The following is a 14,824-nucleotide window of genomic DNA, read 5'->3' on the forward strand; positions in this document are numbered from 1 at the left end:
AGGATTTAATGTATACAGTTAGAAAAGTAACAGATGATTTATATTATGTAGGTGGGGACGATAGAAGACTTGCCTTATTTGAGAATATATTTCCTATTCCTCAAGGAGTCTCTTACAACTCATACCTACTAATGGACGAAAAAACAGTTCTAATCGACTCAATAGATTGGGCTGTAACAAGAGAATATATGGTGAATATAGCAAGAGTTCTAGATGGTCGTGACCTAGACTACATGATAGTTCACCACATGGAACCAGACCACTGCTCAGCTATAGAACTTATGCTACAAAGATATCCAAACATGAAGATAATCTCTTCTGAAAAGGGAGTTATGTTTATGAGACAATTTGGTTATCACGTAGATGATAGATACATCGAAGTAAAAGAAGGCGATACCTTTAGCTTCGGTAAACACGAATTTACATTTGTAGAAGCTCCAATGGTTCACTGGCCAGAAGTACTAATGAGCTATGATAGTACAGATAAGGCCCTATTCTCAGCAGACGCCTTTGGTTCATTTATAGCAAACAATGGTAGACTATTTGCTGACGAAGTAGATTGGGATAGAGACTACCTAGACGAAGGACGTAGATATTACACAAATATCGTAGGTAAATACGGTACATTCGTACAAAAAGCTCTAGAAAAAGCAGGCGGATTAGACCTTAAATATATCTGCCCACTTCACGGACTAGTATGGAGAGATAATTTCGGATATATTATCGACAAATATGTTCACTGGGCAACCTATGAGCCTGAAAAAGAAGGTGTATTGATTGTATATGCATCAATGTACGGTAATACAGAATTTGCAGCTCAAGCTCTTGCGAGCAAATTATGCGAAGCAGGAATTACAGATATCTCACTAAGAGACGTTTCAAATACAGATGTTTCTACTCTAATAGCTGAGACATTCAAATACTCCAACCTAGTACTTGCATCTGTAACCTATAACCTAGGCATCTATCCAAAGATGAAGGACTTCCTAAACGATATGGCCGCTCTAAACGTACAAAACAGAGCTGTTTCAATCATAGGAAATGGTACATGGGCTCCACAAGCAGCAGAAAAAATGGAGAAATTCCTAGACGAAGAAATGAGACTAATGGACGTACTTCCAGAAGGACTCGATATAGTATCAAGCCTTAAATCATCAAAAGAAGGCGATATGGACGCTATAGTTGAAGGAATCAAAGACTCTATGAAGAAACGTAGAGAAGAAAAAGAAAAGGCTGCTTCACAAAAGAAATAAATCAAGTATTATATATTATGCTGTTTAACTCAGAAGACCTCCCAGATTCGGGAGGTTTTTGTTTTAGGAATTAACATGTTAGTATCTTAAAATAAAAAACTAAAATTTAACAAAGGATGATTTGGATTATGGATTTCTAAATTTAGATGTCTTATGTTTTTTGAGACTTGAGCTTTTTATTAATTTTCAAAGTCTAAGACAGAAAATTATAAGAGTTTTCTAATTATTTGCTTTTCTGTAAGAAAATTATTCTTGAATCTAATAATTGTTATAAGAATTATTAAAACAAATTAAGCTTTAAATTCAATCCAAAAGCTCCCGGATCAATTAAGATCTAGGAGCTTATTAACGGAGAGAATATACTATTTAATTAATTTCATAAATTCATCGTAAACAGCTTGGACTTGAGGTCCAATGATTACTTGGACGGCTTTAGGTCCTGGTTTCATGATTCCAGCAACTCCAGCTTCCTTTATTCTTTCGTCATTTACCTTTTCTTGGTCATGGACTGTTAGTCTAAGTCTTGTTGTACAATAGCTTGTTGTGTCGATATTTTCCTTGCCACCAAGACCTTCTAGGATTTTTGCTGCTGTTTTCTCATAAGAATTTGAGTGAACGATTTTTTTCTCATTTTCTTCTTCTAGTGCGCTTTTATCATCTGGTCTGACTTTTCCTGTATCTTCTGTCTTCCTACCTGGTGTAGCTATATCCCATTTTTCTATCAAAGCACTAAAGACAAAATAGTAAAGAGCAAAATACACTATACCCATAATTATAAGTATTAGGATATTGGCATGCATTGGGTTTTTGAGTGAAAGTATAAAGTCTACTAGACCTGCAGAAAAACCAAATCCTGCGTAAGCCTTTAGACTTGCTGCAATAAATGCAGATATGCCGGTAAAAGCTGCGTGGATTAGGTAAAGTTGTGGAGCAGCGAACATGAATGAAAATTCAAGTGGTTCTGTAACTCCTGTTGCAAAAGATGCTAGAGCTGCTGCTATCATTATAGCCTTGGTTGACTTTTTCTTGTCGTTATCAGCCTTTTTGATAATAGCAAGGGCGGCTCCTGGAAGACCAAACATCATAATTGGGAAAAATCCTGCCTGATACATACCTGGGTGATAGACTTTAGTTATTGATTCTTGAACATTTCCTAAGAAGTTAGGAATGTCGTTGATTCCAACTAGGTCAAACCAGAATACTTGGTTAAGAGCGTGGTGAAGACCTGTAGGGATTAAAAGTCTGTTAAAGAAAGCATATATTCCTGCACCTACTGGACCGAGATTTAGGAGGATTTGTCCGAAATTAACAAGTCCTACATAAATAATTGGCCAGAGGATAAAAAGAATTCCTGAAGCGACCATGGCCATAAATGATGCCATGATTGGAACAAGTCTTCTACCTGAGAAGAAGGCCAAGAAATCAGGGAGTTTTGTTGAGAAGAATTTGTTGTAAGCAAATCCACCGATAATACCTGATAAGATTCCGACAAATACATTGCCGTTGCCCATTGTACTAAAGGCTGTTGCCCTAAATTCATCAGCTGCAGTCCATGCTTCTAAATCCAAGCCTGAAAGCATGGCTACTGTGTTTGGAGCGAGCAATCTTATAATAGTTAAAAATGATACAAGACCTGCTAGAGCACTTGCTCCGTGGTTGTCGTGAGCTATACCGAATGCTATGCCGACTGCGAAAATAATACCTAAATTGTCGAGGATTGATCCACCTGCAGATATTAAGAAGGCTGCTATTGGTGATCCTCCGCCCCATAAGTCTGGGTCGATTGCATAACCTATACCCAAAAGTAGGGCTGCAAGAGGCATTACAGCGACTGGTTGCATTAGGGATTGCCCTAATCTTTGTAGTTTTTCCTTCATAACTACCTCCTATAAAAAACGTTTACATAATAATTTTAACATATTAATAAGGAGCCTTTCAAGATTTTGCGATAGATTTCTTGGAGATCTTAGTTTCATATGTGAGATTTACAATTGGACTTAGCATATTTTTGCCTACTTAGCTTAGTAAATATAAAATACTCTAAGATAATATTTAAAATAGAAAAAGCGAGGAAGTCGTCTAAATTGAAAAGCTTACTTCCTCGCTTGCCTTTGAACAATCCTACGAAAGATTGTCTTTATAATTCTTAAACTAAGATTAGTCGTCCCAAACTTCTCCTGTTAGGGCGTCAACGTTCTTGTCATTACCATTTTCTACGTCGATTTCGTATTTTAACTTGCCATCATCTGTTGATAGACTCCATTCAACAACTTTGGCATCTTCTTGACCTGTAAGGGCCTTATCCATAGCTTCTGTTGGGCTTATGATTGATGCAAAATCAATTGGCTCAGCCTTTTCGTTATCATTATCGTCTTCTTCGCTTTGTGCCTTGATATCAGCTGTATTTGCATCAAGAGTTAGGCCGTATTCCTTATTATCTTTTCTTCCTTCGATTTCGTATTCATATTCTCCATTTTCAAGCTCTAGAGAAATACTCTCGATAGCTATTCCCTCATCAGAGAAAGTTTCTTTGAATTTGTTAACAGCACCGTCGATGTCGATTTTTACTTCTTTGATGTCGCTTGTTGCAGTTTTTACTGCTGTTTCTACCTCGTCTTTTGTTTCTTTGGCAGAATCTTTGGCATCTTTGGCAGATTCCTTGACATCTTCTACTTTTGTTTCTGCTTTTTCGCTAGCTTTATTAGTATTTGTATCAGTATTGTTGCCACAAGCTGCAAAAATCATTCCTGCAGAAAGGGCAAGGGCTAAAAATTTCTTGTTCATATTATCTCCTTTTGTGTTTCTGTTTCTAAAGATATTATAACACGATCTTAATAAATGTAAAGTATTATTTTAAAATATCAATTTATGGGCTTATAATAAAAAAGAGCTGACCTAAGCCAGCTCAATAGGATAAAACTATTTGTTTTCTCCTGCGTTGTCATCTTTTTCTAATTCGTTTTCTGCAGCGTCTTTTGCAGCATCTTTAGCGTCGTCAGCTTTTTCGTCTACTGCGTCTTTTGTATCTTCAGCTTTTTCATCTACTGCGTCTTTTGCATCTTCAGCTTTTTCATCTATAGCATCTTTTTTGTCTTCAGCTTTTTTGTCTACAGATTCTTTTGCGTCAGTTGCTTTTTCTTCAACTTTTGTTTCAGCTGGTTCAGCTTCTTTGTTAGCGTTGTTTCCACAACCTGCAAGTGCAAATGATGCAACTAGTAACATTGCTGCTAATTTGTTTGTTTTCATTTTTATCACTCCCTTATTTTCGTTAACAATGAATTGTTACGTATTAATTATATACCCAAATCCTTTTTTGTAAAACATTTTTTAAAATAGTTAATAATTCTTAACTAGAAATTAATCTAATTGTGATATAATTTTTAATTAACAGGAGGAGAATAGATGAAAGTACTGATAGTTGAAGATGAGAGAAAGCTTTTGAGACTTCTTGATGAAGGATTAAGTCTTTTAGGCTATGTTACAGATATGGCAAGGGATGGAAAAGAGGCCCTTGACCTTGCTTTTGTAGAAGATTATGACATTATTATCCTAGATATTAATCTACCGAAGAAGGACGGCTTCGAGGTCCTAAGAGATATAAGGCAATTTGATAAGGAAGTAAACATTATAATGCTTACAGCAAGAAGTGATATAGACGATAGGGTGAAGGGCCTTGACTTTGGAGCCAACGACTATATGACCAAGCCTTTTGATCTTAAGGAGCTTGATGCGAGGATGCGCTCTCTTCTTAGGAGAAAGTCCATCATGGAAGAAAAAGATATCACAATTGATGGGATAACTTTTGATACTGTCAAAAGAGAAGTTATCTTTGAGGGCAGTCCCCTTACTCTAACAGCTAAGGAGACTGGTATTATCGAATATCTCTTCCTAAATAGGGAAAGGTATGTGAGTGTCGAGGAGCTTATGAACCACGTCTGGGATTCCAATGCAGATGACTTCTCTAATACGGTAAGAGTTCATATGTCTTCCTTGAGGAAAAAGATAAAGAAGGCCACAGGAAAAAATTATATAGAAAATGTTATCGGCAAGGGTTATAAGATTTATGAAAAATAAGAAATCCTACGACTCTATAGTAACAAGGCTAATAATTTCCATTGTAATTATATTTGTCCTAATGGTTCTCGTTTCGAATTTTCTTATAAATAGGAAACAAATTATGATAATGGAGGAGGTCTTTGAGGGCTTTTCTAGAAACTTTCCAGAAAATAACGAGTCGGTAGTCCTTCTTATAGATAGTGCCCAGGTCCAATCCACAAGTGCTTTTAGGCTGTATCTCGGCTTGGTTGTAGCTTCAGTCGTTCTGATTGGATCTTTGACCTTTGTCTTTATAATCAAAAGGACCCTAAAACCCCTAAACAAACTAGAAGAGAAGATAGGAAGGGTGGATATAGAAAATCCCGATAGTTTCTCGGAAAATCTAGTCTTGGTTGAGGGGCCTACGGAGATCAAGGAGCTTTCCAAGAAGTTTGATGATTTAATCCAAAGGATTTATAAGGATTACAAGAAGCAAAAGGAATTCTCATCAAATGTGGCCCATGAGCTAAGGACACCCATAGCTATAATGCAGGCCCAGGTCGATGTTTTTAGAGAGAAGAATACTGACGAAAATAATCTAGACTTTATTGAAACAATGGATTCCAATCTTAAGAGGCTCAAAAATCTTATCGATTCGGTCCTTCTTTTAAGTAAGAGAAATAAATTAAAGATTAGCTCTGTTAATCTTGATAATATGATAGATGAGATTTTGTTTGACCTAGATGATTTTGCCTCTAAGAAAAATATTAGCCTAGACTATCACTATTCTAATATAAGCATTGATTCGGATGATGTCCTAATCCAAAGGCTTATCTTTAATATAGTAGAAAATGCCATCAAATATACCGAAGAGGGAGGCTTAGTTGATGTTAATGTGAGTCAAAATGATAAGGAGACTGTAATAAGAATATCCGATACTGGAATTGGGATTAGTGATGAGAAAAAGGAGGCAATATTTGATCTTTTCTATCAAGTAGATGACTCAAGAAACAAAGAAGGCTTTGGTATAGGCCTTTCTCTATCTAAAGATATAGCCGAAACTTTGGGGGCGAGGATAGAAGTAAGAGACAATAAGCCTAAGGGAACAATATTTTTGATAAAATTTAGAAATATTTAACATAAATTTAACAAGGCCTATGCTAATATATAATCGAGGTAAGGATATGATATACAAAAAAAGAAGAAATGTTGGAATTGTACTTTTACTAATCTCGATAGTCTTCATATTTTATGGAGCAATGAGAGGAGAGATGGATACGGTTTTAGGAAAGGCGATTAAGTTATGTTTGGAGTGTATAGGAATTGGATAAGATAAAAAATATAAATCGTATGGCAGTCCAAGCCATAGCGACTCTACTTACAAATATCCATATCCCCAACTTCTTTAAAGGAAATATCTATACAGGCTCAACGAAAAGGGCTTGCGTACCTGGACTTAACTGTTACTCCTGCCCGGGAGCTGCTGGATCTTGCCCCATAGGATCTATGCAAGCTGTAATGGGTGCCAAAAAATACAAATTTTCCTATTATGTTATAGGATTTATGATGTTTTTTGGAGTAATATTTGCAAGGCTTATATGCGGATTTCTTTGTCCCTTTGGATTCTTCCAAGATTTATTGGCAAAGATTCCCTCTAAAAAATTAAGTACTAAGAAACTAAAGCCCTTGCGCTATGTTAAGTATCTGATTTTAATAGGACTAATGCTTGCCATGTCACTTGTACTAGGCGATAAGTACGAAGTGGTTCCTCCCATATTTTGCAAGTATATTTGTCCTCAAGGAATCTTAGAAGGTGCGATCCCACTTGCTATCAAAAACCCATCCCTAAGATTAGGACTCGGAAGCTTATTTAACCTCAAGCTTACGATTTTGATCATAACGATTATCCTATCTATAATATTCTACAGACCCTTCTGCAAATGGATTTGTCCATTAGGAGCATTCTACTCCCTATTTAACAAATACTCCTTCTATCAGATGAATGTAGATAAGCACAAATGCATAGACTGCGGCAAATGTGCTAGGGTTTGTAAGATGGATGTAGATATAAGAGAAAATGATCACCATCTAGAATGTATAAGATGCGGTGATTGCAAGAAGAATTGTCCAACAAAGGCCATATCTTCCTCATTTAGGCAAAGGAGAGAAAATGAAGAATAAAATAATATTTGCCCTAATTTTAGCCCTAGGTCTTACGTCTTGTGGCAACAGCCCACAAAAGGCAGACGATAAGGCTAAAGACATGGCAGAAACAAAACAAGAAGAAGTCAAAAAAGACGAAAAAGATGACAAAAAAGATGCAGATATGAAAGAAGAAGCAGTAAAGGCTGATGATAAAGAAAAAACAGAGTCAGTAGATGCTTCAAAAGCTGGAAACAAAATGCTTCCAGACTTCACATCCAAAGACCAAGATGGCAATCCATATTCTAAAGAAGACATCGCTAAAAACGATGCGACTGTAATAAACTTATGGTTTACAGGCTGCTCAGCTTGCGTAGAAGAAATGGATGATCTAAACGAATATTCTCAAAAACTAAAAGAGCAAGAAGGAGTTGACTTTGTATCAATGTGTACAGACGTAAACTACGACGATTCAACCAAAGAAGCCTTTGAAAGAATCATGAAAGATAAAAAGCCAACTTATAAAAACCTTGCAGTGGACTACGAAGGAGAAATGAAAGATTTCCTAGAAAATATCTTCGTATATCCAACAACAATAGTAGTTGACAAAAACGGTAATGTAATAGGAGATCCAGTAGAAGGAGCTCTAAACATTCCAGAACAACAAGAAAAACTCCAAAAGAACATTGATGCAGCTATAGAAAGCAGCAAAATGGCAAAATAATTTCATAAACAAATCATAATATCTCAGACTCCACAATTTATTTCTCCATATAAATTGCGGGGTCTTTTGTTTTATCTACTACTTTGTTGTTAAAAATCTCCTTTTATTATATAATAGTTATATACTAAAGGAGTAGAGGATGAATAATAAGAAGATAATAGCTTTGTTGATATGTTTATCTAGCTTTACAAGCTTAAGTCCTTCATTTGCTGATGGAGGGGAGAAGCTAGAGGAAAATTTATATCAAGAAAGTCTTTATAATGAATCTATTGATAATATTAGCGAAGACGCAGATGAAGTCAATATAGAAAAAGATAATCCGAGTGAGGATGTTGAAGAGACTCCTTCAGAAAAATCGATTGATGAAGGAGAAATTCGTAAGATACTTAAAGAAATAAAGGAAGAAAATCCGCTATCTTACGAGCAGGAAGAGGAAATCGAAGAGATAGAAAAGGATTCTAAATCTAACACAGGAGACACAAGTAGCCTTCCTATAGTCTATTATGACACTTCAGATATAGATGAAATATTTAAGAAAAACAATAAAAAAGCTGATGATGAAATTAAAGTTAGCGGAGATTATAAATTAATTGCTAAGAATAATTCCACCTATCTTTATGACAAAGCTGGCAAGAAACTTTCTGGTAAAAGAGATCTTTCCGGTAAGTCCTATTATTTCGACAAAGAAAAGGGCCTAGTAAAGGAAAGAGAAGTCATAGCGGATGGAGGAAAATTTACCGCAAACTCTAGTGGAGAGCTTACTCTAGTAGAAAAATCTAAGCCAGGCTGGATAGACCTAGAAGGCAGGAGCTATTTCTTCCAAAATGACGGCAAGCTTGCCAGAGGCCTTTACGATACGGGACCTAACAGGTATTTCTTTGATAAGGAAACTGGAGCCATGGCCCGTAATGAGATTAATACCAAGGGCTTTGACAGAATATATTCTGAGGCAAACGGAATTGCCCACTATATAGGTTGGGACTATTCCAAGGGAAAACTTGGATATTTCAATGAAGATGGAACCTACACCAAGGGCCTTAGGACGATCGATGGAATCACTTACGGTTTTGACGAAAATGGTAAGATTTTCAATAGGCAGTACAAGAAGTTTGGAAATCAATGGTATTATTTCAATAAGTACGGCGAAGCTAGCAAGCATTCAGGAAAATTTGCCAAAGGTTGGGTTGGAGATAGGTATTACTTCTCAGACGGAAAGCCTGCAGAAGGACTACAAAAAATTGGTGGAGTAACCTATATATTTGATGAGCTAACCAAGGAGACCTTGACCAATACTACCAAGGTAATTAATTTTAATAGATACAAGCTAGATAGCCATGGTCGTGCGACATTTATCGGAAAAATCGACACTAGACAAGCGGTTAAGGGAACCAGGGGACTCTTTAAGCCAGGATTTTCTCAATATCTTAATAGGAAAACTCCTTACTTTACCCAGAAAGACCCTAGATGGGCTAACAGAAGATTTTCGAATGGAACATTTTCAGGATATGGCTGCGGACCAACTGCCATGGCCATGGTCTTATCAAGAGAGCTTCATAGGAACGATATCTACCCAACTAATACAGCCATAGATGCTAATGATTACGAAAACGACGGAACTGAATGGCAATATTTCATGGAAGCTCCAAGGATGTATGGACTAAATTCTTATGACGTGCCAGTAAATAAAAAAGCCTTCATCCAGGCTCTAGAGACAGGAACTATGGTAGTAAGAGTAGGGCCGGGATACTTCATAAACGGCGGTCACTTCATGGTAATAGACTCCTACAAGGATGGATATTTTACAATAAATGATCCATACTACTCAAGAAGAAATACCCTAGACAAACACACTTTCGAAAGACTAAAGGCGGAAGTGACAGTTGGCTGGGTAATCAAAAAATAAAGATGTAAGGCGGGCCCTGGGCTCGTCTTTTTTGATGCAAAAATCATTTAAGCTATAGAAATACTATGATTGATAAAGTATAGAAAATAAAAAACTAGTAGACCTTTAGTTTATTAGGCTGTATATGGTTTTATTTTAATAATTGTATCTTTTATCTTGTATTTTATTCTTAAATTCCAGAAATCTTATACAAAAAAACCTTTTCTTGAGTTATAATAGATGTATAGGAGGATATTATGCAAAATTTTAGGATTGAAAGTGACTCATTAGGAGAAATTAAGATAGACAAAGAGGCTTATTACGGAGCTAATTCTAAGAGGGCTTTGGACAACTTCCCTATAACAAGAAGACCTATGGATCCGTTTTTGGTAAGGGCCATAGTGGAGGTTAAGAAGGCTTGTGCTATTGAAAACAACAAGGTAGGGATCCTTTCTGATAGGAAGAAGGACGCTATAGTTTCTGCCTGCGAGAAAGTTTTGGCAGGAGAGTTTTTGGATAATTTTGTAGTAGATCCGATCCAAGGGGGAGCCGGCACTTCCTTTAATATGAATGTAAATGAGGTCATAGCCAATATCGCCAATGAAATTATGGGAGGGGGAATAGGAACTTATGAGTTTATCCATCCCAACGACCATGTAAACAAGGGTCAATCTACCAATGATGTAATTCCTTCTGCAGGAAAGATTGCCCTTATAAGATATATAGAAGAGCTTAAGGAAGAAGTTAATAATTTGATTAAGTCTTTGGAAAACAAGGCTTGTGAGTTTGATTCATATATCAAGATGGGTAGGACCCAGCTACAAGATGCTGTGCCAATAACCTTAGGCCAAGAGTTTAGGGCCTATGCTAGGGCTATCAGGAGAGATTATGAGAGACTGGGAGCAGCCATTCGCCAACTTTCATATCTAAACTTGGGAGGAACTGCTATTGGAACTGGACTTAATGCTGATGACTCTTACATAAAAGAAGTCGTGCCAAGCTTAGCTAAGATTTGTGACATAGACCTTTACCAAGCAGAAGATTTGGTAGATGCAACACAAAACCTCGATTGTTTCTTGTTTACTTCATCAGTCCTTAAGGCCCTTGCTAGTAATCTTTCAAAGATTTCTAACGATCTAAGACTCTTATCTTCAGGACCAACAACAGGAATTAGCGATTACAATCTTCCAGCCAAACAAGCTGGTTCATCAATCATGCCAGGTAAGGTAAATCCAGTTATACCAGAGGTTGTAAACCAGGTTGCCTTTTTGGTTATCGGCAATGACATGACTGTAACTATGGCTGTCGAGGGAGGACAGCTCGAGCTTAATGCCTTCGAGCCAATAATATTTTATAGCTTGTTTGAATCACTTAAGACCTTAAAGGCAGCGATCCACACCCTCTATACAAATTGTATTGACGGAATTACATCTGATAAGAAAAAGCTAGAGAAGAGAGTAGAAAATTCTGTCGCAATTATAACTCCTTTCGCCCCACATATAGGATATGATAGGGCAAGTAAGGTAGCTAAGGAATCCTTGAGGACCGGAGTTTCTGTAAGGGAGATCTTAATCAGGGATAAGATTATGACAAGCGATGAGATAGACAAGATTTTGGATTATGAGAACATGACCAAGCCAGGAATCTTGGACGAAGATCATATAAGTAAGGATTAGATATGGATAAGAGAATTGAAAGAGACAGTCTAGGTGAGATAGAAGTCGATAATGATAAGTATTGGGGTGCCCAGACCCAAAGGTCTTTTATGAACTTCCCAAAAGGCTTAGATCTTATGCCAAAAGAAGAGATAAGGGCCCTAACTCTTATAAAGAAAGCTGCAGCTATTGTTAATTTTGAATTAGGAAAAATTGATGAAGAAAGAAAAAATCTCATTGTCTATGCAGCAGATAGGATTCTTGATGGAGACTTTGACGACCAATTCCCACTTACAGTTTGGCAAACGGGATCTGGTACCCAAAGCAATATGAATGTGAATGAAGTTATAGCCCATATTGCCAATGAAAAGTGCGGGGAAAATTTAATTCATCCAAACGATCATGTGAATAAGTCCCAAAGCTCAAATGATACCTTCCCTACAGCCATGCATATGGCAAGTCTTAATCTTTTGGAAAACGAGCTTTTGCCAGAAATAGATGAATTTATAGGTGGGATTGAGAGTAAGGCTAAGGAGTTTGAGGGAATAATAAAAACAGGAAGAACCCACCTCCAAGATGCAACTCCTATAGCCCTATCTAGTGAAATCCGTGCCTATAGCGAGATTATTAGAAGAGATAAGGCGGCTCTGATAGATTTGATGGAAGATCTTCGTAGACTGCCAATCGGGGGAACAGCTGTAGGAACTGGACTTAATGCGCCAGAAGCCTATAGCTCAAAAATGATTAGTACCCTCGAAAAGCTCAGCGGTCTAAGACTTATAGAGGATTCCAACAAATTTGTAGGACTTTCCTCCAAACAAGCTATGGCGAGAGTCCACTCAGCTCTTAAGGTCCTTGCAGAAGACCTTAACAAAATCGCCAATGATTTGAGATTCTTATCCTGCGGACCAAGAACTGGCATAGGGGAGTTAATCCTTCCAACTAATGAACCGGGCTCATCAATAATGCCAGGAAAGGTTAACCCTACCCAGGTTGAGATGATGACTATGGTAGCTATCCAAGTTATGGCCAACGATACAGCTATATCTATCGCCAATGCGAGTGGACAGCTGGAGCTTAATACCTACATGCCTTTGGTAATTTATAATATGGTTAAGTCAATAAAGCTTCTAACTAAGGCTATGACCTCCTTTAGGATTCACCTAATCGAAGGACTTGTAGCAAACAAAGAAAAAATCGAAGAAAATCTCGATAAGTCTCTCATGCTCGTGACTTCCCTAAGTCCTCTTATAGGCTATGATAAGGCGGCAGAGCTTGCGAAGTTTGCCCACAAGAATAACTTGAGTCTAAGAGAGGCTAACAAAGAGCTAGGATTTGTGTCGGATACCGATTTTGTAAAAACAGTAGATCCGAGAGAGATGATATGAAGACATATATTAAAAGGTTAAATTGGGAAGAGAGCATTTATCTAGCTATTAATAAGCTCATAGCAAAACATGGCAAGGACAACGAGGCCTACAATCCAGATAATAAACCCTTCGCAGTCTTTGATTGGGATAACACTTCGATCATAGGAGATGTGGAGGAAGCCCTTCTCTATTACATGGTTAGGAATGTAAGCTTCAAGATGGATCCAGAAGAGTTCTATGAATTGATCAGAAAAAATGTAGATAGGAAAGATTACCCTAAGGAATTTAATAATCTAGATAAGCAAAGGGTAAACATCGATCTAATTTCCCAAGATATAAAAAGAGCTTATGAGAAACTCTACAAAAATCTAGATAGGTTTGAAGGAGGAAAGACTCTGGAGGAAGTCCAAGATACAGATTACTATCAGGAATTTGTAAGCAAGATGCTCTACAGATACAGGGCGAGTGAATTCGACCCGGAAGCAGAAGATCCTTATTGTTGGATGAGCTTTCTTCTTAAAAATTACAAGACTGAGGAAGTCTACGATCTTTGTAAAGGTGCCTACGCATCCATGAAAAAAGAGAGGATAAGAGTTGAAGAATTTGTGTCTCCAGACATTAAATCAGAGGCAGGTAGGATCTCTATTAAATATTTTGTTGGAATAAGAACCTTGGACGAGATGGTAGATTTATACCGAAGTCTTGAAGAAAACGGCATAGATTGCTATATAGTTTCCGCCTCCTTCATAGATATAGTGAGGGCCTTTGCGACAGATACTAATAATAATTATAAGATGAAGGAAGAGAAGGTCTTAGGCCTAAGACTTATGAAAGACGATGAGGGAAAAATTCTTCCAAAGTTCGACAAAGATTTTCCTATAAGTATCAGAGAAGGCAAGGTCCAAACTATTAATAAACTCATCAAAAACGACAGAAATTACGGGCCTATAATGGTTGGAGGAGATAGTGACGGTGATTTTGCCATGCTTAAGGAGTTCGATCATACTGATCTTTCCTTGATAATTCATAGGGCGAATTCCGGCTTAATAGATGATTTAAGACAAAAAGCTCGGGAGGGCTCTCTTAGGTATTACTCTCAAGGAAGAAATTTACTAGAAGCATCTTTTGTTCCAAGCAACAAATCAGAAGGATATAATGAATAATATTTTAATCTCGTGAGCCTAACTTGCGGGATTTTTCTTATTTCGGGTATTAAGTTACTAGGAGGATATATGTTTTTTGAAGATTATAGAATTGGACAAGTTTTTGATGAGGAAATAGAAGATGTTATCTTTAGCGAGGAAGAAATCATAGAAGCATCCGAGAAATATGATCCTAGAGATATCCATGTCGATAAAGAAGCTGCCAGGAAAAGTAGATTTGGCGAGCTCATAGCGCCTGGAGCTTATGCCAACCTAGTCTTGTGGGCAGCTTGGGTTAGGACAGGAATCGATAGGGATGGTGTTATAGCAGGAACTCGCATCTTATCCTGCAAATGGCTAAGGCCCGTTTTGGCAAATACAAGATATAGGGTTAAGGTTGAAATAGTAGGCAAGAAGAGAAGAGAAGGTAGAAATGATGGCCTAGTAGATTTTAAAATGACAGCGGAAAATCCTAAAGGAGAAATAGTGACAGAATATACAGCCCAGGCCCTGGTTAGGTCTAAAGATGGTATTTAGGAAAATGATTTTTCAAGATACGACAATCATTTATCTAGATAAATAGGTAGATGAGGGAAGTTAGATATTTCAAAACTTCTATAA

The 14,824-nt window shown here is 37.2% G+C and carries 14 protein-coding genes; 11 read left to right on the forward strand and 3 right to left on the reverse strand.

The annotated features are described in order from the left end of the window. Positions 1-8 precede the first annotated feature (8 nt). On the forward strand, positions 9-1,253 hold the full coding sequence (locus APRE_RS00430) for an FprA family A-type flavoprotein (protein ID WP_012803554.1): 1,245 nt from the start codon (positions 9-11) through the stop codon (positions 1,251-1,253). Between the two features lie 362 nt (positions 1,254-1,615). Here the strand turns inward: APRE_RS00430 and nagE are convergent, their stop codons facing one another. The 3 genes from nagE to APRE_RS00445 form a co-directional block, all read right to left on the reverse strand. Next, entirely contained in the window at positions 1,616-3,130 is a 1,515-nt protein-coding gene (gene nagE / locus APRE_RS00435; RefSeq protein WP_012803555.1) for an N-acetylglucosamine-specific PTS transporter subunit IIBC, read from the reverse strand. Between the two features lie 280 nt (positions 3,131-3,410). Next, positions 3,411-4,037: a PepSY domain-containing protein gene (locus APRE_RS00440; RefSeq protein WP_012803556.1), complete on the reverse strand. Its 627-nt coding sequence runs from the start codon at positions 4,035-4,037 to the stop codon at positions 3,411-3,413. Positions 4,038-4,172: 135 nt separating this feature from the next. Further along, complete coding sequence (locus tag APRE_RS00445; protein WP_012803557.1) at positions 4,173-4,499, reverse strand: hypothetical protein; 327 nt, start codon at positions 4,497-4,499, stop codon at positions 4,173-4,175. A gap of 156 nt (positions 4,500-4,655) precedes the next feature. Between APRE_RS00445 and APRE_RS00450 the strand changes: the two genes are divergently transcribed. From APRE_RS00450 to APRE_RS00490, 10 genes are all read left to right on the forward strand, one after another. Further along, positions 4,656-5,327, forward strand: a complete 672-nt coding sequence (locus APRE_RS00450) for a response regulator transcription factor (RefSeq protein WP_012803558.1) — start codon at positions 4,656-4,658, stop codon at positions 5,325-5,327. Beyond that, positions 5,317-6,426, forward strand: coding sequence for a sensor histidine kinase (locus tag APRE_RS00455; protein WP_012803559.1), 1,110 nt, complete (start codon positions 5,317-5,319; stop codon positions 6,424-6,426). The genes APRE_RS00450 and APRE_RS00455 overlap by 11 nt, the downstream gene beginning before the upstream one ends. A gap of 46 nt (positions 6,427-6,472) precedes the next feature. Continuing rightward, a complete protein-coding gene (locus APRE_RS09690; RefSeq protein ID WP_012803560.1) occupies positions 6,473-6,619 on the forward strand; it encodes a CD1871A family CXXC motif-containing protein in 147 nt (48 codons plus the stop codon). Then, a complete protein-coding gene (locus APRE_RS00460) occupies positions 6,612-7,469 on the forward strand; it encodes a 4Fe-4S binding protein (protein ID WP_012803561.1) in 858 nt (285 codons plus the stop codon). Before APRE_RS09690 ends, APRE_RS00460 begins: the two co-directional genes overlap by 8 nt. Continuing rightward, complete coding sequence (locus APRE_RS00465; RefSeq protein WP_012803562.1) at positions 7,459-8,154, forward strand: TlpA family protein disulfide reductase; 696 nt, start codon at positions 7,459-7,461, stop codon at positions 8,152-8,154. Before APRE_RS00460 ends, APRE_RS00465 begins: the two co-directional genes overlap by 11 nt. Positions 8,155-8,293: 139 nt before the next feature. Continuing rightward, positions 8,294-10,057: a C39 family peptidase gene (locus tag APRE_RS00470; protein WP_012803563.1), complete on the forward strand. Its 1,764-nt coding sequence runs from the start codon at positions 8,294-8,296 to the stop codon at positions 10,055-10,057. Positions 10,058-10,293: 236 nt separating this feature from the next. Then, entirely contained in the window at positions 10,294-11,712 is a 1,419-nt protein-coding gene (locus APRE_RS00475; RefSeq protein ID WP_012803564.1) for an aspartate ammonia-lyase, read from the forward strand. Positions 11,713-11,714: 2 nt separating this feature from the next. After that, entirely contained in the window at positions 11,715-13,079 is a 1,365-nt protein-coding gene (locus APRE_RS00480) for a class II fumarate hydratase (RefSeq protein WP_012803565.1), read from the forward strand. Continuing rightward, positions 13,076-14,224, forward strand: a complete 1,149-nt coding sequence (locus APRE_RS00485; protein ID WP_012803566.1) for a haloacid dehalogenase-like hydrolase — start codon at positions 13,076-13,078, stop codon at positions 14,222-14,224. The genes APRE_RS00480 and APRE_RS00485 overlap by 4 nt, the downstream gene beginning before the upstream one ends. Before the next feature lie 69 nt (positions 14,225-14,293). Beyond that, entirely contained in the window at positions 14,294-14,740 is a 447-nt protein-coding gene (locus tag APRE_RS00490; protein WP_012803567.1) for a MaoC/PaaZ C-terminal domain-containing protein, read from the forward strand. Positions 14,741-14,824: the final 84 nt, after the last annotated feature.

This window comes from Anaerococcus prevotii DSM 20548 (assembly GCF_000024105.1).
In the GTDB taxonomy this organism is placed as follows: Bacteria; Bacillota; Clostridia; order Tissierellales; family Peptoniphilaceae; genus Anaerococcus; species Anaerococcus prevotii.